The 22,527-nt window shown below is 53.1% G+C and carries 17 protein-coding genes and 3 pseudogenes; 4 read left to right on the forward strand and 16 right to left on the reverse strand.

The window, feature by feature from the left end; all coding sequences use genetic code 11:
- Positions 1 to 116: 116 nt before the first annotated feature.
- The 9 genes from IDH45_RS22315 to IDH45_RS22355 form a co-directional block, all read right to left on the reverse strand.
- Entirely contained in the window at positions 117 to 1,343 is a 1,227-nt protein-coding gene (locus tag IDH45_RS22315; RefSeq protein WP_190930349.1) for a MerR family transcriptional regulator, read from the reverse strand.
- A gap of 102 nt (positions 1,344 to 1,445) precedes the next feature.
- A complete protein-coding gene (wecB, locus tag IDH45_RS22320) occupies positions 1,446 to 2,603 on the reverse strand; it encodes a non-hydrolyzing UDP-N-acetylglucosamine 2-epimerase (protein ID WP_190930350.1) in 1,158 nt (385 codons plus the stop codon).
- 227 nt (positions 2,604 to 2,830) lie between these two features.
- Positions 2,831 to 3,283 (reverse strand): VOC family protein, encoded by a 453-nt coding sequence (locus IDH45_RS22325; protein WP_190930351.1) that lies wholly within the window; start codon positions 3,281 to 3,283, stop codon positions 2,831 to 2,833.
- Positions 3,284 to 3,421: 138 nt separating this feature from the next.
- Positions 3,422 to 3,943, reverse strand: coding sequence for a class I SAM-dependent methyltransferase (locus IDH45_RS22330; RefSeq protein WP_190930352.1), 522 nt, complete (start codon positions 3,941 to 3,943; stop codon positions 3,422 to 3,424).
- Between the two features lie 181 nt (positions 3,944 to 4,124).
- A complete protein-coding gene (locus IDH45_RS22335; RefSeq protein ID WP_190930353.1) occupies positions 4,125 to 6,473 on the reverse strand; it encodes a DUF4838 domain-containing protein in 2,349 nt (782 codons plus the stop codon).
- Between the two features lie 120 nt (positions 6,474 to 6,593).
- A complete protein-coding gene (locus IDH45_RS22340) occupies positions 6,594 to 8,138 on the reverse strand; it encodes an extracellular solute-binding protein (protein WP_190930354.1) in 1,545 nt (514 codons plus the stop codon).
- Between the two features lie 50 nt (positions 8,139 to 8,188).
- Positions 8,189 to 9,064 carry a carbohydrate ABC transporter permease gene (locus IDH45_RS22345; protein ID WP_190930355.1) on the reverse strand — a complete coding sequence of 292 codons (876 nt, stop codon included), beginning with the start codon at positions 9,062 to 9,064 and terminating at the stop codon, positions 8,189 to 8,191.
- Positions 9,065 to 9,079: 15 nt separating this feature from the next.
- Positions 9,080 to 9,997 carry an ABC transporter permease gene (locus IDH45_RS22350; RefSeq protein ID WP_190930356.1) on the reverse strand — a complete coding sequence of 306 codons (918 nt, stop codon included), beginning with the start codon at positions 9,995 to 9,997 and terminating at the stop codon, positions 9,080 to 9,082.
- A gap of 36 nt (positions 9,998 to 10,033) precedes the next feature.
- On the reverse strand, positions 10,034 to 11,848 hold the full coding sequence (locus tag IDH45_RS22355) for an FAD-dependent oxidoreductase (protein ID WP_190930357.1): 1,815 nt from the start codon (positions 11,846 to 11,848) through the stop codon (positions 10,034 to 10,036).
- A 142-nt stretch (positions 11,849 to 11,990) separates the two neighbouring features.
- Here IDH45_RS22355 and IDH45_RS22360 point away from each other — a divergent pair, with 142 nt between their 5' ends.
- On the forward strand, positions 11,991 to 12,779 hold the full coding sequence (locus tag IDH45_RS22360; protein WP_190930358.1) for an AraC family transcriptional regulator: 789 nt from the start codon (positions 11,991 to 11,993) through the stop codon (positions 12,777 to 12,779).
- 199 nt (positions 12,780 to 12,978) lie between these two features.
- Here the strand turns inward: IDH45_RS22360 and IDH45_RS34230 are convergent.
- Both IDH45_RS34230 and IDH45_RS22375 read right to left on the reverse strand, forming a co-directional pair.
- Positions 12,979 to 13,785: pseudogene (locus IDH45_RS34230) on the reverse strand (HAMP domain-containing sensor histidine kinase); the annotation flags it as partial.
- A pseudogene (locus tag IDH45_RS22375) lies at positions 13,775 to 14,355 on the reverse strand (response regulator transcription factor); the annotation flags it as partial. The pseudogenes IDH45_RS34230 and IDH45_RS22375, both read right to left, overlap by 11 nt.
- Positions 14,356 to 14,577: 222 nt before the next feature.
- Here IDH45_RS22375 and IDH45_RS22380 point away from each other — a divergent pair.
- Both IDH45_RS22380 and IDH45_RS22385 read left to right on the forward strand, forming a co-directional pair.
- A pseudogene (locus IDH45_RS22380) lies at positions 14,578 to 15,368 on the forward strand (DJ-1/PfpI family protein).
- A gap of 64 nt (positions 15,369 to 15,432) precedes the next feature.
- On the forward strand, positions 15,433 to 16,089 hold the full coding sequence (locus IDH45_RS22385; RefSeq protein WP_223836878.1) for a DUF2306 domain-containing protein: 657 nt from the start codon (positions 15,433 to 15,435) through the stop codon (positions 16,087 to 16,089).
- Positions 16,090 to 16,358: 269 nt separating this feature from the next.
- Here the strand turns inward: IDH45_RS22385 and IDH45_RS22390 are convergent, their stop codons facing one another.
- A complete protein-coding gene (locus tag IDH45_RS22390) occupies positions 16,359 to 17,669 on the reverse strand; it encodes a neutral/alkaline non-lysosomal ceramidase N-terminal domain-containing protein (protein ID WP_190930361.1) in 1,311 nt (436 codons plus the stop codon).
- A gap of 246 nt (positions 17,670 to 17,915) precedes the next feature.
- On the opposite strand from IDH45_RS22390, the gene IDH45_RS35315 reads away from it, so the two are divergent.
- On the forward strand, positions 17,916 to 18,179 hold the full coding sequence (locus tag IDH45_RS35315; protein WP_223836886.1) for a GerAB/ArcD/ProY family transporter: 264 nt from the start codon (positions 17,916 to 17,918) through the stop codon (positions 18,177 to 18,179).
- 266 nt (positions 18,180 to 18,445) lie between these two features.
- Here IDH45_RS35315 and IDH45_RS22400 read toward each other — a convergent pair whose 3' ends face one another.
- The 4 genes from IDH45_RS22400 to IDH45_RS22415 form a co-directional block, all read right to left on the reverse strand.
- Entirely contained in the window at positions 18,446 to 18,808 is a 363-nt protein-coding gene (locus IDH45_RS22400; protein ID WP_190930363.1) for a phage holin family protein, read from the reverse strand.
- Positions 18,809 to 19,414: 606 nt separating this feature from the next.
- Positions 19,415 to 20,188 (reverse strand): SDR family NAD(P)-dependent oxidoreductase, encoded by a 774-nt coding sequence (locus IDH45_RS22405; protein WP_190930364.1) that lies wholly within the window; start codon positions 20,186 to 20,188, stop codon positions 19,415 to 19,417.
- A gap of 52 nt (positions 20,189 to 20,240) precedes the next feature.
- Positions 20,241 to 21,293, reverse strand: coding sequence for an alcohol dehydrogenase catalytic domain-containing protein (locus IDH45_RS22410; RefSeq protein ID WP_223836879.1), 1,053 nt, complete (start codon positions 21,291 to 21,293; stop codon positions 20,241 to 20,243).
- A complete protein-coding gene (locus tag IDH45_RS22415; protein WP_190930365.1) occupies positions 21,290 to 22,438 on the reverse strand; it encodes a mandelate racemase/muconate lactonizing enzyme family protein in 1,149 nt (382 codons plus the stop codon). The genes IDH45_RS22410 and IDH45_RS22415 overlap by 4 nt, the downstream gene beginning before the upstream one ends.
- Positions 22,439 to 22,527 lie beyond the last annotated feature (89 nt).

A 22,527-nucleotide genomic window follows, 5' to 3' on the forward strand; every position in this document is an offset into this window, starting at 1 on the left:
AAGTTTCAAACCATCGATGCTCGCGGCAGACCAAAAAGCCCGAAGATCCCACAGGCTCGATCTTCAGGCAAAAGCTTGGTCCGATCCGTACCGGCGGCGGTTCACTTCTCCCCCGATTAATCGCGAAACGCTACAAACAATCCGACATCCTTTGTAATCGATATGGCCCCGTTCGCCCGGATCGACTCGTTCAGCATCGCCTCCAGCTTGGACAAGCGGCTGTCCGTAAAATTTTCCCGGCCTTCGGGAGTGGTCCGGATGTAGTCGATCAGCGGCTTCGCATCCGTGACCTGCAAACCGTCCTCGTAACGCAACAAACGGATTCGGACGAAACCTGCAGCGTCCAGTTGGTCTTCTCCATTGTCCAATCCAAACTCGCAGGCAAAATCTTGACGTCCGAAATCATAGCTCGGATTCAATTGACTTAGGAATCCTTCGACTTCGTTCATGTGACGCTTTCCCATCGTCGAGGCGAACAGCATGCCCCCGGGCTTCAGCACGCGCCGGATTTCTTTCAACGATTGGTGGCGTTCGCTCACATGATAGAGCATATGGTTGGCCAGCACGGCATCGAAGCTGTTGTCCGGAAACGGGATCGAGCGGGCGTCAGCCGGCATCAAGCGGAATCGGTCGGCGTTATTTTTCAGCCCCTCCCTGGCGTCGTTCAGCATTCCCTCGGACAGGTCGGTCAGCGTAATGTCCCAGTCTTCCGGAATCCGGTCCATATTGCGCTGCCACAACGTTCCGTCCCCGCAGCCCAACTCCAGGACGGCCCCGCGTTCCGGGATTTTCAATTGGTCGAACAGCCAGTGGTGCCATTTGTACGGATTGACGCAGAAGTCGTCATGCAATCGAATCCTCGTCTGCAGGTTGAAGGCGTTCTCGTATTCCTGGTTCACCACCCGGATGATCGAGGCGAACAGCTCCCAGGCGGGACTGCTTTCCTCGGTCCCTGCAGCGGGTTCCTCACCTTCCCGCTTCGCATAATCCAGCCCTTCCAGCAGCGACAGCGTCTCCTTGATCGTTTTCTGGACGAGGCGGAGATGCTCCATCTTTTGGCCGATAATCGTACTTTGAACCCGCAACGATTCCTTGAGATCCTCCTCGTGCCCTTCGCTCCGAACGATGGCCCTGATCTCGTCGATGGTCAACCCGATATACTTCAGCGTTAATATGCGTTGAAGCCGTGCCAAATCCAGCTTCGAATAGTAGCGGTGCCCCGAACCGGTTCGGTGGCTCGGATGCAGCAGCCCTACTTTATCGTAAAATCGGATCGTGCGGACCGTCACGCCTGCCTTGTCCGCGAATTGTCCAGCGGTCATCCATTCTTCTCGCAGCTCCATATACGCCCCCTGCCGGTCTCCTGTAAGACTTTACTATACAACACTCGTCAGCTCCATGAACAGCCCTGCCAATGGCAGGATATCAGGACGTCGCCGAGTCGACTAAGCCTGAAACTGCGCGGGAAGCCCGGGAACGAATCCGAAATGGCGGGCAACGATCTGCACGATGCGCCTCGAAGCCCTTCCGTCACCAAACGGATTGTGGGCGCTCGCCATCGAAGCGTAATAATCCGTATCCGTAAGAAGTCTGCTCGCCGCCGCATGGATGGCCTCCTCATCCGTCCCGGCAAGATGCACAGCGTTAGCCGCAACCGCTTCGGGCCGCTCCGTCGTATCCCGCATCAGCACAAGCGGCTTGTGGAAGACGACCGCTTCTTCCTGGAGGCCTCCGGAATCGCTGAGCACCAGATCCGAGCGGGACAGCAGATTCATCATATCGGGATAATCGATCGGTTCCAGCAAATGAATGCGTTCATGCCCCGCCAGGATAGGATACGCGACTTCCCGGACGGCCGGGCTTAAATGAACGGGGTAAATGACCGACAGATCCGGATACTCGTCGGCAATCCGCCGCACAGCGTGAAACATTTGGCGCATCGGCGATCCATAGTTTTCCTTGCGGTGGGCCGTCATCGTCAGCACTTTACCCGGTTGACGGAGCAGACGATTGAGCCGGTCTTCATGAAATACATAATCGGAGCGGCACGTTTTCATGGCGGCATCCACGCCTGTTTGTCCCGTCACATAAATATGTTGCTCCGGATAACCTTCCCGGATCAGATTGTGTCTGCTCCCGGCAGTAGGTGCGAATAACAGATCAGCCACAACGTCAATAATTTTACGGTTCACCTCTTCGGGCCAAGGGGAGTACTTGTGGTGAGAACGCAGTCCCGCTTCCACATGTCCGACCGGGATCTTGTGGAAAAAAGCGGCCATCCCGCCGCACACGGCCGTTTGGGTATCTCCGTGAACCAGGACGAGATCCGGCCTTTCTGCGGAGATGACTTGATCCAATCCGGTTACGGCTGCGGATGTAACATAGGCGAGCGACTGGTTTTCCCTCATGAGCGCCAAGTCGACATCGGGACGAATCCCGAAATGAGAGAGCGCCTGCTCCAACTGCTCCCGATGCTGCCCCGTTACCACCACTTTCGTTTCGAACCACTCCGGATGTTTGTTGAATTCCTGAATCACCGGGCCCATCTTCGTCGCTTCCGGACGCGTACCGAAAATCACCATTACTTTTTTACGCGTGGTCATGGAACCTTCCCCCTTTGAATTGGTGCTGTAACCAAGCGTAAAGGGTGACCATACGTCACATGCAAGGAAAAAATAAAAAAGCTTTTCAGTGGCAAAGCGACGTGTTTGTCGCCAGAGGTGTACAAAAGAAAAAGCCTGGAGATAAGGTTGATCTTATCTTCAAGCTTCATTCGGCTTCACACTGTTTTTCTGTTTCTATTTCAGTTAAATCTTCTTTTTAACGTCACTTATTTTTTACCGAGTTGTTCCGCCAAGCCGATTAGAATTCCTTCCTTTCCACGAATGTAGCAGAGCCGATACGAGTTCTCGTACTGAACCACTTCGCCAACGAGCTGAGCACCATGCTTAGTGAGTCTGGATACCATTTCGTCAATGTCTTCAACGGCGAACATGACGCGCAGATAACCGAGAGCATTTACGGGAGCCGTTCGGTGATCCGATACAACAGGCGGGGTAAGAAATTGCGAAAGTTCAAGTCGGCTGTGGCCATCCGGGGTAACCATCATAGCAATCTCTACACACTGGGAACCCAGCCCGGTTACGCGACCCGCCCATTCCCCTTCGATAGTAGCTCGCCCTTCGAGCTTCAAGCCAATCTCCTCGAAGAAAGAGATTGCGTTATCAAGGGATTCTACAACGATGCCAACATTGTCCATTCTTAGTAATTTGTTAGTTGCCATTGTTTGATCTCCTTATGTATACAAAATTTATTAGCTGATCATCTTCATACGTATTCTATCAACAATTACTATTTTCTCCAAAAAAACAGACACGAAATCATTCACACGATATATGCGGGTCCGTTACGCTGTATGATCTTATCCCCCAACTGCTATAACGCAAACTAAAGGGATCGGCTTCTGATCCCCTATTTTTATTTGTTTAACGGTAAAACCTGCATCCGTCAGATTTTGACCGGTGCTATCGGCAATACTCTGCAGCTTGCCCGCTGAAGGCGGTTGATTGAATAAATATAAGGTGCCTCCCGGCAGCAAAAGTTCCCGGATCCACTCCAGCTCGCGCGCGGCCTTCATCCAGAACAAGTTCACGTTTACGGCAAAAATTTTGTTAAACCGGCTGTGACCCAAATCGGCCTCGTGAAGCGGTGCGGCAAGAAATATCGCTTTCCCTGCCGACACAAAAGGAGCATTTAACTTCTCCGCTGCACGTATCATTTTTTCGGATTGGTCAATTGCCGTGATCTTCCCGTCGACCAAGCGCCCGCAAATCAAGGAAGCCGCTGCTCCGTATCCGCAACCGATCTCCAGGATGCGATCTGATGGGTCGACTTCCAATATTTCAAATGCATAGGTAAGCCGATCGGCGATCGATTTCGTCATACGATCCCCTCCTAGATGTGCTCGGGTAACCTGTCTACAAAATCCATTATATCATACCGATTATTCCAATAAGCGCCTCGTCTGGCCATTCACCCTGTAGTCGCAAAAAAAGTTCTTGTCCACTTTCGGACAAGAACTTTTTCCCTTTATTGCAAATTCCTTGCGGACCCGTTCCAGCCAATCAGTCAGATGCAGCCTGCCAAAGCATCGCCGGCCCCGTAATTCCGCCTGTTCCCAATTCATCCAGTATCCTATTGCCTACATCGACAACGATTAGATTGGACTGTCCGAACCGGATGGCGTTAGTCGCGTCAAACTCCCACGGCGACGTTAACCCGCTGCCCTTTTTCACCAGCGGCAGCTCTTGCCCGTTCATCCAAACCTTTGCGGTCTCATCGATGCTGCTGAACCAAAGGCGAATCGGATTGCCGTTGTCGAACTTTTTGTCGACCTTTACTTCTGTCCGATACCAGACATGCCCTTTATAATAGCGAAGTCCTTGGCTGGACCATGTCTCGGAATAAGTCTTCAGCTTCATCCACGACTTCGTTCCCAAACCGGGTTTCCACAGACCTAACAAATCTCCGTTCTCGTGCGGGAACAGCATGGCATTCCATTCGTCCGGCATTTGAGCGACAACCCGGTTTCCTCCGGTAACGCGCTGTTCGCCTTCCGTCACCATCTTCTTCCAAAAGATATCGGTAAACACAAACGATCCATACGGATTTAAGATGACGGGCGAATGGAGCACGGCTTCATTCCGTAGAGCGTATATTCGGTCAAACTGTTCTTTGGCCTTCACAAAATCAAGACGATTCATGGATTCCATCATACCAAGAAATTGGTCGCCGAAGTGATAAGCAAGCCGCACCATCGCAACACGCTTGCCATAAACCGGATCGTTCGATTTGTTCGCTTCCTTCTCGGCTTTGCTCAGCGTTTTCTCCATTTCCTTCCAAACCTTGTCCGTCAAAATATGCGGGAAATCATAAATGTTTCCGGCAAAATAATCGGCATCGGCAAAAGCCTGCTCCAACATTTCAAAATGCTCCCGCATCGGCTTGGCCGCCGGACCGTAAAACTTCGAATAGTAATCGTCCAGCAAGTCCTCAACATCCAGATCCGGATTCCACATCATTTTTGCCGCCAAATAAAGTCCCGGACCCTGATACCCCCAAGAGGGCAAGTTTTCGGCGCGAATGCCGGTAATCCCGTTCTGCTTGTAATACTTCAACTCGCTGGACACTTGATTGACGGGCGAAAACGGAAGGCCCGGATCGGCAAGATTGTACAGATACTGGTAAATGTGAGGCTGAACCCCAAGATTCCGCCAGCCTTCGATGATCTCTTTCAGGTGACCGCGTTCCCAGGAAAGAGGATTGTCCAGGGCATGGAAGCGGTCTACCGTAATCGAAGCGATGACCGGGATGAGTCTGGGATGCGGCGTCCAGCGTACCGGCGGTTGGTAATACGTGTCATAGGCGTAAAACGAGATGCTGACATCCGGATATCCGGCCAACTCCAGCTGTTCCAACACTAGATTGTAAAATTTCACGTAACGATCCGTTAACGACAAAGTGTCGTGCGTTGCGTCCAAATCATTTCCATCCCAGTCCGGGTGAGGTTGAAGCACCTTCACAAGACCGTCATTCGGCCCCATTCTCAGGTCTTTCAGATTAGGATCCTGCTGCAATTTGTTCAGCGAGCCCTGTACGACACAGGCCAAAACGTCAGGCTTCGTAACGTCCAATTGGGTCGTCGGTAGTCCGTTCTCGTTCGGCAGGTACAGATCGGGCCGGTCCTTTGCGCTGAGGGTGCACGGAAGACCATGATTGCCGTAGTACTTTTGATTCAGTCTCATATATTCAACCCAAATCTTGCCCTCGTTCAAATTGACGCCGTTCGGAAGTCCGGAAGGTTTCTGATAACCTTCGGTTGCTTGCATCGCCCTGGCCGAAAAGCCGGGATGCTGGATCGTATCTTGAATTGGAAGCGTTATCGTTTTTCTCGACGGAATTACCGTCCCGATGTCTCCGGGCATGAACCAACGTACGCCCAACTGCTCCAGAAGCTCGAAAGCCGCATATAACGTGCCTTGATCCGAGAGCCCGTACAGTTGGACGGAGTCCGCCGTCGCCGCTAGACGGAAAGAGGCGGGATCTTCTCCGCCTTGACGGATTGCATCCAGGTCGATATGGGGGGACGCTCCTCCGATAAAGATTTTCGTTCCGGTTGCTTCTCCCACGTTCGTTACAATAGGAAGCTCCGCCCCGGATATGCTTTTTATGTAATTCACCAGTTCAGTTGCCGCCTTCTTCTCCAATACCGAAGCATACACCGTCGTTACAACGGTTGCCGAAGGTTTGCCGTCGCTCACAAGCACAACGCCTTGTTCTGCACCTTGATGCTTCCGGCCTGCTTCGTCCGCCAGGCCCCTTTCATTTGCACTCGCTTGCCCGGCCGCCATCAGCAGCGGGGCAACAGCCCATACCAAAATCAACAGCCAAACGAACCGTTTTCCTTTCCTCATCCTCAACTTAGCGCCTCCTTTTGTTGAAGCCTCCCGGAATGATCATTCCGGGGGCTTGGGCCTGATGGCCGGGAATTCTATTGTTACACCCCAAAGCGGGAGTGCGAACAATCCTTCTCCTTATTTCTTGCTTTCCATTTGACCGATGTAATCGTTCATCTCCTTCAAATACGTTTTGCCGAATTTCGTATGCCACTCCTGCAGCACTTTTTTGTACTCGGAAGGATCGGCGTCGCCAATAATGACTTTCGTCGTAACCTCGCTGAACTTTTTGTTGAAATCCAGATAAGGCGGCGTTTTCGCAATGGCCGGCGTGAACTCGCGGTCTTTAGACAGCACGATTCTTTTCACAGCTTTTTCGATGTTCGGCACGAGCTTTTGCTTCATCTCCTCCGGCATCCCCGGATTAATGAAGAACATGTAGTCGTTGGCGCGGCGAACGATATTTTTGCGGACAAAGGTTTCCAGCGGCGGGTCCACGAAGACGCGCTTGTTGGCTTCCACCTTGAAATCATGCCCTTCCACGCCGTTATAGATCGAATCCCAGCCTTTGTCCGACAGCATGTAATCGAATACGTCGACAACTCGCTGCGGGTCCTTCGCATTGCGGGTTACCGCCCAAAAGCCCCACATGCCCGTTCCGAGCCCGAGCCCTTTCATCTCGCCTTGTTGATTTTTCACGTATACGTAAGCAAGCTCGTAGTTCGGATTAATGGTTTTGCCGGCTTTGAGGAACGTTTCGTAATGGCCTGCGAACCCTTCCAATATGCCGGTTTTGCCGCTTTGAAACCGCTCTAAAGCTTTGGTGGCGTCGAGCGACGGCGAATCCGGATCGATCAGCCCTTCCTTGAACAGCTTGGCCGTTAACTCCAAAGCCTTCGAATATGGATCGGCGTTCATATCGTATTGGGGGTTCATAAACTTATACTCGCCACCGCCGGACTCCTGCCAGCCGTATAAACCAAGCTCGTTCTGGAAAATCGGCTTGAGTGATTTATCGCCGCCCGCAGCCGTCCCATATCCGTACGTATCGTGTTTTCCGTTGCCGTCGGGGTCTTCCTTCGAAAATTTCCGCATAATCTCGATCATTTGATCCAGCGTAATTTCGTTATTGTCCGGGAGCTTGATATTTAATTTATCGAGCCAGTCTTTCCGAAGCCAGTACCCGTCGGAGCGGATCACGGTCGTCCGCGGTATCCCGTAAATTTTGCCGTCGTTGTTGACCCGCAACGAGTCCCAGGAAATATCGTACGAATATTTTTTAACGTTGTCGGCGCTTTTCAAATATTCATCGATCGGCACGATCACGCCGTCCTTAACCGCTTTCAAAAACGCGGCATCGCTGGTACTCGGAAAATAAACGACATCGGGATAGTCTCCGGTCGTCAGCGATAATTGAAGACGCTCGCTGTAGCCGGTCGACGGCGGGATATCGAATTTGATCGACGTATTCGTTGCTTTCTCGATTGATTGAACGAGCAGCTTGTCCGTTTCCGATAAGTTGGATGATGCAAATTGCCCCATGATTTTCATGCTTACTAGTGCATTTCCCGCCCCGGCCGGCTTCTTGTCGCCCGTCTCGGCCGTATTGGTATTGCTTCCGCATGCGGTCGCCCCGGCGAGCAGCACCGTTACGCCCACTCCAGCCATTACTTTTTTGAACATGTGTTCAGCCTCCCTTTTATATTTGCTTTATATGTCAAGGGTCTTTCTGTTCATCCTTTTATCGACCCCAGCATAATCCCTTTGACAAAAAATCGTTGAAGAAACGGGTACACCGACAAAATCGGCAGCATGACGATCATAATCGTCGCGTATTTCAGCTTCTCCGGCATGACGTTCATATTGCCGATCTCGGCGCTGTTGCCCCCCGCCGATATTTGCAGCATATGAGCGCCTTCGATAACCTCCCGCAAAAACAGCATCAACGGCCAGTTTTCCACGCTTCGGATGTAAATGATCGCCGAAAAAAAGCTGTTCCAATAACCGACCGCCGCAAACAGCGTTAATGTGGCGATTATCGGCATGGAGAGCGGAACGACGATTTTGAACAAAATGTAGGGCTCGGACGCTCCGTCCATTTTCGCGGCTTCCTCCAGCTCCTCCGGAATGTTCTGCATGAAATTCACCATCAGGATTAAGCTGAATGCGGAGAATAAGCCGGGAAATACGAGCGCGGCCAACGTGTCCAGCATGCCGAGAGAACGAATCAGGTAAAAGTTCGGAATGAGTCCGCCGTTGAACAGCATCGTGAAGATGACCAGATTGATCAGGAGCGCTCTGCCTTTCAGATGCGTTTTGGAGAGCGGATACGCCGTGATTATATACAGAAAGATGCCCAATGCTACGCCGCTGACCGTAACGATCAGCGTATTGAGGTAGCTTCTCGCAAGCACCGGATGAGAAAGAATTTCCTTGTAGGCATCAAACGAGATTTGGCTGGGCCATATGCGCATCGGGTTTTGCAGATAAGCGCTGTGCGAGCTGATCGAAACCGCCGCGACGTTCAGAAGGGGATACAGCATGACCGCGCAAATCAAAGAGACGATGAGATAGATGGCGATGTCAAAAAGCTCGATTTTTTTGTGCATGTTCCTCTTTACCTCCTACCACAGTGACTTTCCGAATAAGCGCGCGATCCGGTTGGCCAAAACGATCATAACCAGCCCGACTACCGATTTGAACAAGCCGACGGCAGCCGTAAAAGAGAGTCTTCCTTCCAATAAGCCGACCCGGTACGTGTAGGTTTCAAACACGTCAGCCACCTCGTAAGTAGCCGGATTATACAGCAGGAAGATCTGCTCGAAGCCGATATCCAATACGCTTCCGACCCGCAGGACCAAAATAATGACGATCGTGGTCGCAATGCTGGGAAGCGAAATGTACCATATTTTCTGCAGCCGGTTGGCCCCGTCGATCGTGGCCGATTCGTAAAGGGACGGGTCCACGGACGTAAGCGCAGCCAAGTAAATGATCGTCCCCCAGCCGAGCTCCTTCCAAATTTCCGCGGAAACCAGAATCGTCCGGAAAAACTCGGGCTTCAGCAGAAAATGTATCGGCTCTCCGCCGAAATCGACGATCAGCCGGTTGACCCAGCCGGACGACGGCGACAGCATATTGATAATGATGCCAGATATGACGACCCACGATATGAAATGCGGCAAATACAGCACCGTTTGGGCGACTCTTTTGAAAAGAAGGTTCCTGATTTCGTTCAGCATAATAGCCAGTACGATCGGTGCCGGAAATCCGAATAAAACTTGATAAAAGCTAATAATTAGCGAATTCCTTAAAATCTTGAAAAAATCGTCCGATTGAAACAGATAGCGGAAATGCTCGAAGCCGACCCAGTCGCTTCCCCAGATGCCTTTGGTCAAATTGAAATCCTGGAACGCAATGACAATGCCGAACATCGGGATATATTTGAAAATAAGCAGATAGATAAACCCGGGTAAAAGCAAAACATACAGCCACTTGTTTTTTCGTGCATACAACCAGGCAGGACTGACTTTGCTGTTATTCATCCCATTCTCCTCCCGAAGACGCTTCCGTACGCGGCGTTACTCGCAGACGAGCTCAACCACCCGCGCATGGTCCAAGCCGTTCGTGGCGATAACCTCCAAGCGGAGCTTCTTCAGATTTTTCAAAGTTACGGGCAATTGGATCATTCGTTGGTAGTTGTCCCTGATATGGGCGATTTCCGTCTCCCCTCGTTCGTCATAAGCGATCAGCTTAAACTCCTTCAGCGTTTCGGCTTGCGGGCGCCCCCACTGCATATAATTCTGAACTACGTCCAAATGACATAACATCAATAAACGGTGAAGCCCGGTATCCAGAACGATCGTAATCCGGGAAACCGATACCGGCTCCTCCCACTCCAGTTCCAGCCATGGACGGCCGTCTCCCGGCTCCGACATCCAGCGATGCGTGCCGCCTGTAGTCAAGTCGGGCCGTACCCCCTTCTCCCCGTGAACGGCGCGGGTATGTCCGTCCACAACGTTCCCGCAATATCCGTGTGTTTGTTCGGACGATGCGGAGATCCGGGCCAGTTTGGCGAGGTTTCCATCCAGCATTTTACCGGGTAAAAACGCTCCCTGCCGAAGCAATTGCTGCTGGGCCTCCTTCACTACATCGCTTTCGCGCCGCGCTTGTTCCAGCGGAAGCCTGCGCTTCACCGCCGTTGCCGCGAACGTTCCGAGCCCTTCCCCCATGACCGCGCATGTCGCCATAACCCGGGTGCTGGAGAATGCGATGTGGGTAGCCGATAAATTGCGTCCGGCGAACATCAGATTCGATACGTTCCTGCTTATCATCGAGCGAAGCGGAATGCCGTACAGATAAGGCGTGAACGGCTGATTGCACGGCTTCTCGTCTTTCGCATCGATGCCTTGGGGAGGATGGGTATCCATCGACCAGCCGCCGTAAGCGATTACATCATCGAAGTCGATAGCCTGCTGAATGTCGTTTTGGGTCAGTACGTGCAAACCGATAAATCGTCTGGACTCTCTTTTTCCCGGAAGAAAGCCGAACCAATCCAGCGCCCAGTTTACGGAATCGGGGTGATTGCCGCTATTCTTGATGTGATCCCATACCCCCAGCATGATTGCAAGCAGCTCGTCGCGGATCTGCTCGTTATCCTTGATCGTATCCAGCGTACCGCCGAATTCCACCCACCAATAGCCGAACTCCCAGGAGTCGTGGCTTCTGAATTTCAGATCTTCTTCTGTAAACTTGCGGGCCCATTCCGGCGCGGTAAAAGGCATCGGACGCCCCATATCCTTCGATGTAAACAAAAGCGAAGATCCGAGACGGTAAGCGTCTCTGTTCAGGCTCGCGCCGGACTCGTTATATTCCTCTACCGCTTCACGGCCCGTCGTAAAATCGGCCCCGGCTTCAAACCCGAGCCGGCCGTCGCCCGTGCAGTCCACGAAAATATCAGAGTGAATCGTGAAGCTCTCCTCCGTGCTTTCTCTCACCGCGTAAGCGGAACGAATACGGGAGCCTTCGACTTCAGCGCCGACAACCGCCGTGTTCAGCATCAGGGTCAGATTCGGTTCGGCACGGCATTTCTCATATAAAATCAAGTCCAGCATACTCGCGCTTCGCTGCGGATTGCGCACCGCGCACTCCAGCATGATTTCTTCGATAATGCCGGTTTCTCTGCGCTCCGTCTCCAATTCCTTGCCGATCGTGGATGCGCCGGATATGTTCATGCGAATTTCCGACGATGCATTTCCGCCGAGAACTGAACGCTCCTGGCATACAATCACCCGGGCTCCGTTACGCGCCGCGGCAATAGCAGCCGCCACCCCCGTCATCCCTCCGCCGGCGATCAAAATGTCCGTGCTTAACAGTTTCGTATCTGGCTTACCCATGCTGCATTGACTCCTTTGTTTTCTATGATATCTTTAATTACATATTAAGATCTTTCGTTGACTAATTGGAATTCATAGAATTACCTCTTCATATCCAAAATTACAAAACAATCGAACGAGGTGAGGAGAACTGTACGCAGGCTTGCCCGATATTTTTTACCATGTATACTGGAGCAAAAAAGAACAGTTTTTATACGAGACGGATACGTATGTCACTTGGGTTTTATTTGGAGTAGAGGAAGGCATGTTCGAATACCGGATCGGAGAAGATTACGGTGTGGCCGAATTCGGCGATGTGGTCGTGTGCCCGCCCCAGGTCGCCTTTTACCGGAACGTGCTGACACCCTTGAGCTTCAGCTTCCACTCCATTACGTTCACATTGCCAGACGGCGAACCTCAACAGCTCATGCCTCTTCTGGCTCAGCGGAAAATCCGGCTGCCGCAATTCAGGCGGTTGTCCGAAAACTACAGCAGCTTAAGACAGGCGGATCAGCAGCTTCCCTTCAACCCGGAAAATCAGATGCCGAAGCAGCACTATTTGTCGGATATCTGGCTGATGATTACCCAGCAGGCGCTGGAATCCCCCGACTCCGTCTCCTTGTTGAACGAAGACGGATTCATTCGCGATGTCGCCGCCTATTTCAAGGACCATGCACATGAATCGGTCGAAGTCCGGGATGTCGCCGTTTTGTTCGGATTGACGCCTGTGCAGCTGATTCGGAAATTCAAAAGCGCCTACGGCGTAAACCCTTTGCAATACTTAACCTCGATTCGGGTAAAGATGGCCTGCAGACTGCTGCTCGTTACGGAATGGACGCTGGATGTCATAGCGGGGAAATGCGGATATGAGAACGGCTTTTATCTCAGCCGGGTATTCCGCAAGACGATGGGCGTAAGCCCTTCCGAGTTCCGCAAGCAAAACCGGTACTAGGCTGCGGACGGCCGTTTCTTGTCTGACCAACTAAAAAAGAAGCCTGAACTGCAGGCTTCTTCCGGCTTACTTCAATATCAGATTCGTCAGCATCTCCATCTGTGATTCCAGCTCCTCATAGATCTCGTAGATCAACTGGTAATCCCACTATGCCGTTATTCCGATGACGCGCTACAAGCTCCCCTGAATCGGGATCGGTTTAAACCAAGCTATCCTTGTCCTGCTGTCGGCCGTTTACAGGAAGCCAGCCCGTCACCAGAGCGCCTCCCTCCGGATGGTTGCTTACGGCAAGGCCGCCTCCGTGACGCTTCATGATCGTATGCGAGATTGCAAGCCCTAACCCGCTCCCCCCGGAACAGAGGTTCAAACGCACGCTGCAGTTCTTCCGATGAGAAGCCCGGCCCCGTATCGCGGATTGTAAACTTCACCTGGCCATTCTCCGTGTAACCTTGCACGACGATTTCGCCAAACTCGGGGGTGTGCCTGACGGCATTACCAAGCAGGTTGTTGAGGGAACGCTCCAATAAGTGCAAGTCGCCGCTGAGCAAGCAGCCGTCAGTGGTTCCAGCCTGGTAAAGGTAAACAAATCTTCGACCAGCCGATCGAGCTGTGCCGACTTTTCTTTGCAAACCGCCACATATTTCGCCGTTTTCTCCGGAGACTGCGCGACCCCTTGCTCCAGACCTTCCAGATAACCGCGCAAGGCGAACAGCGGGGTTCGCAAATCGTGCGCGACAGCGGCGATCACAAACCGGCGTCCCTCTTCCAGCTCCGTTTGTTTTTGGAAAGCTTGGCGCAGCCCGCTTACCATCCGTTCGAAGCCGTCGCGCACTTCAGCTATTTCGGTTATTGCGGAGCGGGGCAGCTTCGCCTCCCAATCGCCTGCCGTGATTTGCCGGGCTGCCAAGCTTATCGTCTCCAGAGGTTTCAGCACTATTTGGCGCATGCCCATGCCGATGATTAGGAAAGCCAGCAACAGTCCGGCTGCCATCGCAATGACCGGAACCCACCCCGTCCCAAAACTTTGCCAAAATCTGTGCATACGTAAAAACATGTCTCGGGTGTTCGACGAATAATCGCAGCAACTCATACTCTTTCGGCGTGAGCATGACGTTTCTCCCATCCACGCTCACTTCTCTGGACGACACGTTCAGCTGAAGACGGCCAAAATCCAATATTTTTTGCCCCATTCGCTGCGGGGCGGCGGAACGCCGCAACACCGCTTTGACTCTGGTCTGGCTATAATTTCGCCCGGTGAAGCGGTTTTGACGATATAATCGTCGCCGCCAAGCGTCAGCCCGCGAATTTTGTCCACATCGTCGCCGCGCGCGCTCAAGAACAAGATCGGAACGCCGCTCTCCGCCCGAATCCGGCGGCACAGCTCAAATCCGTTCTGTCCCGGCATCATAATGTCCAGAACGATGCCATGTACCGGGTTGTTCTGGAACGCGGACCAAGCCTGCTCGGCGTCACAGGCAGTAATTACGTGAAAATTATCGTATTCCAGGAAGTCTCTCAACAGGTCGGCAATACTCGGATCATCGTCTACAACCAGTATCGTATTGGGTTCGCTCATCGTATCCCACCTTTGCATACCAGTTTATCATGTTTCCCGGAACAAACCGACGCAGCCGTCTAATTTGTTACGATTCGTTATCGTTTTGTGACCTTTTTGCAGCTTTGTTTGGTATATTCGTTTGCTACAATGCTTGTTGCGGACATGGAACGGTCCCTGCCGCAGCCAACGGATCGTTGGTAGAGGGCGTTTGGGCCGATAATCGAGAAGGATGTGAGGAATTTGACGGTAAACGTCCAAATTGTGCTTTTTGACGGGTTTGATCTTCTGGACAGGCTGAATCCGGAATGTGCGGGAATCATTCTCGTGCCGGGCGCGTCGGGCGACGTCGAAGGAGAAGGCGATAATTCGGTCCTACTGGGGCGGGCGCTGAATACGGAATTGACCGGTCTGGTCGGGCAGGCGCTCGGGCGCCAGGACATCGTAATCGCCACCGTATGCGGCGGCTCCCTGCTGCTGGCTATGGGAGGATTGCTGGAAGGCAGACCGGCTGTAACCCATCATCTGGGCATGACTGCTCTTGGAGTAACCGGGGCGATTCCGGTCGCGGCACGCGTTGTGGACGACGGCAACCTGGTTACTAGCGGCGGCGTCACTTCGGGGCTTGATTTAGCGCTGCATCTGGTGGAACGTGAGCTGGGTCCGCGGATCGCACATGCGGTCCTATCCCTTCTGAAACGGACGGCACACACGGTCCCGACGGTTCGCATTCCTCCTCGTTCGAGGGGACTTGGGATACGACTATCGCGACGCCAGTCGGGAATATGCAGGCCCGGCTCTTCATCTCGACAAAGGATGGCGAGATCGAGGGTAACGCGACTCAAGGGAACGAGACGATACCGTTTATGAATCCAGCAATCATGGACGGCCGCCTTACCTGGCAGCTGCGAATTACCAAACCGCTTCGCTTGAATTTGAAATTCGAAGTATCCGTCGACGGAGACCGCATGACCGGAACGGCCAAAGCCGGCATGCTTCCGGCATCGAAAGTAACGGGCAAGCGGGTGGTCTGAACCCGAATGTTAGCCGGATGCTCATTCCGGAACCTGAATATGGAGCCAAGGAGGCTGACATCGCTTGAACAAACAGAACCGGTGGTTCGTCCTGTTAGCTGTGATCGGCATTGGATTTATTCTGTACGCCTTGATATACAACTATATGATCGATCCGCGGGCGGAGCAGTTTCTAAGTTATAAAACCGGGCTTAAGCGTGAGCTGCATCTCCCGGTCTGGTTAAACGTGATGTACGTTCATGTCGCATTTGCCTGCATCGCCATGGCGTCCGGGCTGCTTAACTTCTCGAATCGATTGCTGGAAAAGAAACGCAACCTCCACCGTATGAACGGCTACGTGTACGTCCTGTCCGTATTTCTCGTCGTGCTGACTTCCGGATATATGGTGCCTTACGCCACCGGCGGAAAATTAAGCAGTATGGGGTTTAACGAGCTCAATATCATTTGGCCGCTGATCACCATTACGGCGCTCGTTCACATCCGGAAGAAACGGATCGTCCGGCACCGGAACTGGATGATCCGAAGCTACGCCTTTTGCTTTACGAACCTGGCAATCCATCTCCTTACGTTCGTAGGTCAACAAGGCTTCGGTCTCGATTACGTTACCAGCTATACGTGTGGCGTATACGGCTCGATTGTGCTGCTGCTGCTAATTCCGGAGCTCATCATCCGGGCCAGCTCCGCTCCCAAAGATGCGCAAAGACGCTTTCGGAATCTCTGAAAGCGTCTTGCCGACTGCAGGAATAGGAATGGGTCTGATTCCCGATCCTCACGGGAACATGCCAAAAATCATTTGCGTTTTTTGAGGCCCTGCTTCAACCGATGTTCTTTGAGAAAAAGAACCTCAGCCTCCACGTGGCCGTGGAATTTGAGGTTCTTTCGTGTTGTTGATATTGGGGCGGCCCCTCTCCTGCGAACGCTTATGGGACAGCCCCGCTGCTATGTTGATCTTACTCGCCCCGTTAAAACTGAAGCCTTATCCCGGAGTGTTTAATGCGACCGTCCATGCAGCTCGTTCAGCAGCTCCAGGGCGGCGCCGACGAACAAACCTCCCGCCTCTTCGGCGAATTTCGTTCCTGTGGGCTCATAGCCGCCCCGATCGTAAGCCTCCGGCGTGCAAACATAACCGTTGCCCGAGCCGTTGGACAATTCGTTGATGATCGTATACGGATACGGGGACTTCTCCTTAATTTCCAGCCCGAACTCGACGAATATTTCGGCCGGCAGCGCCACGACCGCGAGATCGCCGATCGCAGCGACCTGAATTTCATAATCCCGGGAGCCGAGCGGCTGCCGGATCGACTCCAATCGCTGCTCGGCCCGAGCTTTTTCCATCGCTTGTCTGCCGCTCAGCTCGTCGTCCGGCACGTCCCGCAGAGCTGCCAACGTGCTGTGCGCCCACTCGACCTCATGCTCTCTCAGCGCCCGCTCGGATACGCTTACAAACCGGCTGGCGGCGGATAGGACAACCTCGCTCGAATCGGAACTCGTCTTGTCCCGCACCTTGGCGATTTCCCTGCCAAGGATGTTCCCCATCCGAACCCGATGGGGGATTATCTTGGGGTCGTGGCGGCCCAACACGTCGATATGGTTAATATTGCCGCACGCCCCTTGGAAAAACAGACTGACGACCGACTCACCGTAAAGTTGCTTGATCGTCCGACTGATGAACGCTGGGTAATCGCCGCTGTACTCCGTCCCTCCCACGCAATCGGTATGCACCGCGTAGTTGCTGACGATGCCAAGCGGCTCTCCCTGTGCGTTATCGATGCGGACGACGAGCACCTCCGGATCGATCGGGCCTTCCGGCCTGTCGATATTCGGGTTCAGAACGCCCGGATTCGTCAGGAGCCCACCGTTCTTCATAAAGAAGCGGCGGTTGAAGGCAACGCTGTCCTCGTTCCCCCGGCCGCAGCCGATCTTCGCTTCTTCCCGTTTGCCATAAGCCAGAATCGCCGCATCCGCCGATTTCTCCTCCAGCGTCGGGTAGTAGGCCAGCGCCGCTTCATCCAGCGGGCGCGGCGGGCCTGTGTGCGTATGCGTGCAGGAGACCATCACCTGCTCGGCCGGAATCCCGGTATAGGCATGTACCCGGTTGCGGATGCGATCCGACGAATCCAGCTCGAGCGACAGAATGTCGATAACGATAAAAGCAAGAACAGCTTCCCCCGACTCGATCACCATCGCTTTGGCGAAGAGTTCGTCCTTGACCCCCGTCGCATGCCGTGATTTGGGACCGTAACCCGGTATTTGCATCCCGAGCGGCGGCGTCACATTCACTTCGGCCAGTCCGATCTTCATGACAACCTCTCCTATTAGATATCGATTTCTCTCAACTGACAAATGAATCCATTAAATTATCGCACACCGCCCGGTCTGCAATCAATCGGTAATCTTGAAAAAATGGAACTTTAAGCACCGGTCAGCACGGATTGGCCGAATCGAACCGGATCATCCATTTGCAATTGCCTATGCTGAGTCTAAACGGATCTATACCGTTACCTACGACTGAACGATATGAAGATTAATGCAAACCAAGGGAACCTGATGATTGTGCAGGAAATTTACATAGGGACCTTTTTCGAAAACCTGGAATCCACCCTGGCCTTGATCTTGTTAGTTGTCATTTTTATTAAGCTGAGCGTGACCTACTATTGTGCGGTCTCCGGACTTTGTCAATTGTTTCGGGTGAATAATCGGACATGGATTGCCCTTTCTCTAATTTTATTAATTTCCGGTCTCTCTCTGGGGTTCGACAACGTTTTGGAAAATATCACCTTTAACAAAAGATATTATCCTGAATTTCTATAAATATGAGGGTAATGATTTAAAGTATCGACATTAGTAATCTCTGTATGGATAACCTCTTGCTCTTCCCCATTATGAAAAGCGATTGCTTCAGTTGTCTTTACCTTTTCTAAGTTTTAGAGAAACTTAACGTTGTAATAATGTAGTTTTGATGATTCCCAAATAAATAATGGACTTTCGACAAGTATCCCGGTTTATCTTGAATCATTGATACGTAGTTCCCCCCCACTTCCTAATGAAAGTATATTTTATCCAATGGATTTGTCTGATCATTTATCTTGTTTCGACTTTACCTTCACCGTAAAAATACTGAGAACAATCGTAAGTAACACGTATGTCCAGAACCCATGAATCTCAAAACCGCTAAGGTATTTATCAAGCAGCCAGAGTTTTATTGGCGTCAGTACTATTGAGGCGAGAATTAATGCCGGTGTTGTTAGGCAGCCAACCCCCACCACTATCAGCATCACTGACAACGCCATGGCCAAACTGAACAAAAAACGAATCGCAAACATTAGAACAGATGCAATTACTAAAGTCTTAACATCCGCAACGGATAGATACTCATTAAAATACTGATTGCCTACCCAGAACACAATAAGTGTAACAAGTAAATTTAAAATATTCCTCATGAATTCCTCCCAATAAAGTTACCTTTTCATTTCGTATTCCTCTAATACTTTCAAATCCTTGTCTTCAATATTCCATTCGTCACCCTCTGGTGATGGAATATTCCAAAGCTTCATTAACGTTACTGACAGTGATATGAATAAAATTAACTTCCTGTACAATCGAGTCATCCTAAATCTGATTCATGAATGAAATCCTCCCATCTTCGTACTAAGATCAGTTGCCGAGCAAAAAATTTTTGTTTCTTCAAACGTTTAAGCCATTCCTATCAGGTTCCTAGTTTACGCATTTCAATTATTTTACAATAGAAACCCGATTTAAAATACAGATAAATTACCGTCGATTCCAAGATAACGACTATTAGGGAAACAAAGACGGCCGTTCCTGCCCTGCGATCTCGGATTAGCCTGGATGCCGCTTCGGCCGAAAAACCAAAAGAAAACGACAGGGTCGGATAAGTAACACTCATCCAACTCTGCCGTTGCTCCCGGCACGACGTGCCCGTCTACGTGAACTAGCTCCGAATGAACTTAAAATTGGACGTTCAACCGCTCACTCGTACGTCGGTTCCATTCCCTGCGCTGATGCCGTTCGCTGCATTCCGTATCCTACAGATCGGCGGTCATGCCTCCGTCCGCCACCAGCACGGCTCCGGTCATGAACGAATTGTCCGGACTTGCCGCGAACAGAACGACCGAAGCGATCTCTTTCGGCTGTCCGACCCGGCCGATCGGCTGCGCCTCGTTCCACTGCCGCATGATGTCTTCGCGCGGAGTGTCCAGGCGGCTCACGCTTGCTTCCAGCATCGGGGTCCATACGGCGCCGGGCAATACGGCGTTGACGCGTATGTTCGTTTTCGCATAGTCTAGCGCAACTGCTTTCGTCAGCGCTACGATCCCCGCTTTGGACGCGGCATAAGCCGAGTAGCCTTCCAACGTGGCCAGGGCGTGCACCGAGCTGACGTTTACGATCGTTCCGCCTCCGGTCTTCAGCATGAAAGGAATCACTTCCCGGCACATTAGAAAGACAGAGGTCAGATTGCTCGTCATCACCTCGTTCCACTGGGCAAGCGACAGATCGGTCAGCCGCGCTTGCGGACAGACAGCGGCATTGTTGACCAGCACGTCGATCCGGCTGTAAGCCTCCAGCGTATCGCCGACCATTTTCCGTACATCGGCTTCGGAAGATACGTCTGCCGCTAGGGCCATCGCCCGGCCCCCGGCTGTCCGTATCTGTGCGGCGACCCGCTCGGCTTTGGCGCCGTCCAGGTCTGCGACGATAACCGCCGCACCGCCGCTGGCAAACCGGGCCGACACGGCTTCCCCGATTCCGCCGCCCCCGCCCGTTACGATTACGACTTTGCCCGACCACGGTAACTTCATCCCGTCTTCCTCCATCCTCGGCGCATTGTACCTCCACAGAACATCCAGGCGGTTACCGGCTCTCGACCTGCAGCAAATATTTGGCGATCTTCCCCGGTCCACCGATCAGCCTCTCAAAGCATTCCGCCCCGTTCTCAAGCGGTCTCGTCACCGTCCATGGCGACAAATTCACTTTGCCTTGACCGATCCAGGCCAGAGCGGCGGCGAAATCTTCAGCCGAATAGGCGAACGCTCCGATCGTCATGATTTCTTCCCGGATCATGTCGTTGATCGGCAGCACGCTGTCTGGCTCGTGCAGACCGGTGAAGACGACCCGGCCGTCCCTCCGGACAGCCTTGACGCACGCCTGCCGGGTGACACCCGCTCCCACCGCATCAATGGCCGCATCGAAGCCGCTCCCCAGCTGCGGTCCGAGCTGTTCAAGCTCCGTTACGCCGATCCCGCCCAGTTCCCGGGCGATTTCCAGCCGCGCTTCGTTCCGGTCGACGATCACGACATCGCCCGCGCCGAATACGTGTGCAGCCTGCATAGCCAGCAAGCCGATCGGACCGGCACCGTAGATGATCAGCCGATCGGACGGGTGCAGCGCAAGCAGCCGGACGATATGCACCGCGCAGGCGAACGGCTCGGTATAGGCGGCTTCCCCGAAGGAGACGGCATCCGGCAGCAGATAGACGTTGCTGCCCGGTACCGCCACGAATTCGGCGAAAGCGCCGGGCCGATGCGCGCCGAGCAGACTGCGATCCGCGCACAGCTGGGAGCGGCCGCTCGCGCAGTACGAGCATTCGCCGCAAGTTACGAGCGGATTGACGGTTACGCGGTCGCCCGCCCGAAATAACGACTCCCCGGGTGTGCACCGCTCGATGACACCCGCGAATTCGTGCCCCATAATGAGCGGCGGCTTGCGCAGCGAGTTGTGCCCGAGATAACCGCTCAATTCGGAGCCGCATATGCCCGCCAGCGCCACACGGACGAGCACTTCGCCGTCCTGCAGCCCGGGAAGCGGCACGTCCCGGATATTCAGCAGCTTCGGCCCTTCGTACACAAGCGCTTTCATGGTCGGCGGCGTTTGCGTATGCAGCTTCCGGTTGTCCGCCGTCGTCATGTTACCGACTCCCTTCTCTCCCAGCCTTGACGGAACAGCGGTAGCCAGTTGCCGACCTTATAAGGATGCTTGCCGACTTCCTCCATATTCAGCGTGACCCCGAGGCCCGGTCCTTCCGGCGGCTGCAAATACCCATTCTCCACCTTCAGGGCAGGCGTCAGTACGTGCTCTTCCCAAGGCTCGTTGAATTCGTCGAAGATTTCGTGCAAATAAAAGTTCGGCGTCGCCATATTCAGATGGCTGCAGACGACCGAGCATACCGGCCCTTGCGCGCTATGCGGCGCGATCACTCCGTTATGGGCGTGCACCATACCGGCGATCTGCTTCGATGCCGAGATCCCGAGAAATTGCGGCTCCAGTTGGACGATATGCACCGCGTCGTGCTTCAATAGCTCGGCGAACTGTTCCCGGCAGTAGTAATCTTCCCCGCAGGCGATCGGCACCGGACTGCGCTTGGCTACCTCGACCATCGAGGAGATTCGGTGCGGCGGTGTCGGCGCCTCGAACCAGGTCGGCTTGTACGGCAGCATCGCTTCCGCGAACTGCAGCGCCGTATGGACCGAGAAGCGGTTATGCCCTTCGATTAAAATGTCGATAAAAGGTCCGACCGCCTCGCGAACGGCTGCGATATTTTCAAGCGCCAGCTCGAAATCTTGTCGCTCCACCGTCCGCCAGGCCGCTCCGAACGGGTCGAACTTCAGCGCTGTATATCCTTTGGCGACGACCAGCTTTGCTTTTTCATGAAAGCTCTCGGGCGTTCCCGGGCCACGGTACCAGCCGTTCGCATAACAGCGCAGCTTATCGTGGCATCGTCCTCCCAGCAGCTTGTACAGAGGCTGGCCCAGCGCCTTGCCCATAATGTCCCAGCACGCCGTCTCGATGGCGGCCAGCGCCGACCCTTGAATCTGCCCGCCGTCCGAATATACGTCGCGGAACAGCTTCAGGCTGATCGCTTCCACATCGAACGGACTCATCCCGACGACGAGATGCTTTAATTCGTGAACCGCCGCTTCGACCGTCTTGGCGAAGCCGTTCAGCGTGCCTTCTCCCAGACCCGTTATGCCTTCATCCGTATCGACGAGCAAGAACAGCCAGTTTTTCCACGGATTTCCCAGTATAGCTGTACGAATTCCGGTTATTTTCATTCCCGTACGCCCTCCCGCATGAGTGAATTACGTCCGTCTCAACCGTATCACAGCATTTGGAAAACGCACAATATGCATAACTTGTATAC

Source organism: Paenibacillus oceani (genome assembly GCF_014705615.1).
GTDB lineage: Bacteria > Bacillota > Bacilli > Paenibacillales > NBRC-103111 > Paenibacillus_AB > Paenibacillus_AB oceani.

Coding starts and splice junctions, on each gene's coding strand:
- IDH45_RS22315 (WP_190930349.1), bottom strand. CDS start 1,343: ATGGAGCTGCGAGAAGAATGGATGACCGCTGGACAATTCGCGGACAAG.
- wecB (WP_190930350.1), bottom strand. CDS start 2,603: ATGACCACGCGTAAAAAAGTAATGGTGATTTTCGGTACGCGTCCGGAA.
- IDH45_RS22325 (WP_190930351.1), bottom strand. CDS start 3,283: ATGGCAACTAACAAATTACTAAGAATGGACAATGTTGGCATCGTTGTA.
- IDH45_RS22330 (WP_190930352.1), bottom strand. CDS start 3,943: ATGACGAAATCGATCGCCGATCGGCTTACCTATGCATTTGAAATATTG.
- IDH45_RS22335 (WP_190930353.1), bottom strand. CDS start 6,473: ATGAGGAAAGGAAAACGGTTCGTTTGGCTGTTGATTTTGGTATGGGCT.
- IDH45_RS22340 (WP_190930354.1), bottom strand. CDS start 8,138: ATGTTCAAAAAAGTAATGGCTGGAGTGGGCGTAACGGTGCTGCTCGCC.
- IDH45_RS22345 (WP_190930355.1), bottom strand. CDS start 9,064: ATGCACAAAAAAATCGAGCTTTTTGACATCGCCATCTATCTCATCGTC.
- IDH45_RS22350 (WP_190930356.1), bottom strand. CDS start 9,997: ATGAATAACAGCAAAGTCAGTCCTGCCTGGTTGTATGCACGAAAAAAC.
- IDH45_RS22355 (WP_190930357.1), bottom strand. CDS start 11,848: ATGGGTAAGCCAGATACGAAACTGTTAAGCACGGACATTTTGATCGCC.
- IDH45_RS22390 (WP_190930361.1), bottom strand. CDS start 17,669: ATGAAGATCGGACTGGCCGAAGTGAATGTGACGCCGCCGCTCGGGATG.
- IDH45_RS35315 (WP_223836886.1), top strand. CDS start 17,916: ATGATTGTGCAGGAAATTTACATAGGGACCTTTTTCGAAAACCTGGAA.
- IDH45_RS22400 (WP_190930363.1), bottom strand. CDS start 18,808: ATGAGGAATATTTTAAATTTACTTGTTACACTTATTGTGTTCTGGGTA.
- IDH45_RS22405 (WP_190930364.1), bottom strand. CDS start 20,188: ATGAAGTTACCGTGGTCGGGCAAAGTCGTAATCGTAACGGGCGGGGGC.
- IDH45_RS22410 (WP_223836879.1), bottom strand. CDS start 21,293: ATGACGACGGCGGACAACCGGAAGCTGCATACGCAAACGCCGCCGACC.
- IDH45_RS22415 (WP_190930365.1), bottom strand. CDS start 22,438: ATGAAAATAACCGGAATTCGTACAGCTATACTGGGAAATCCGTGGAAA.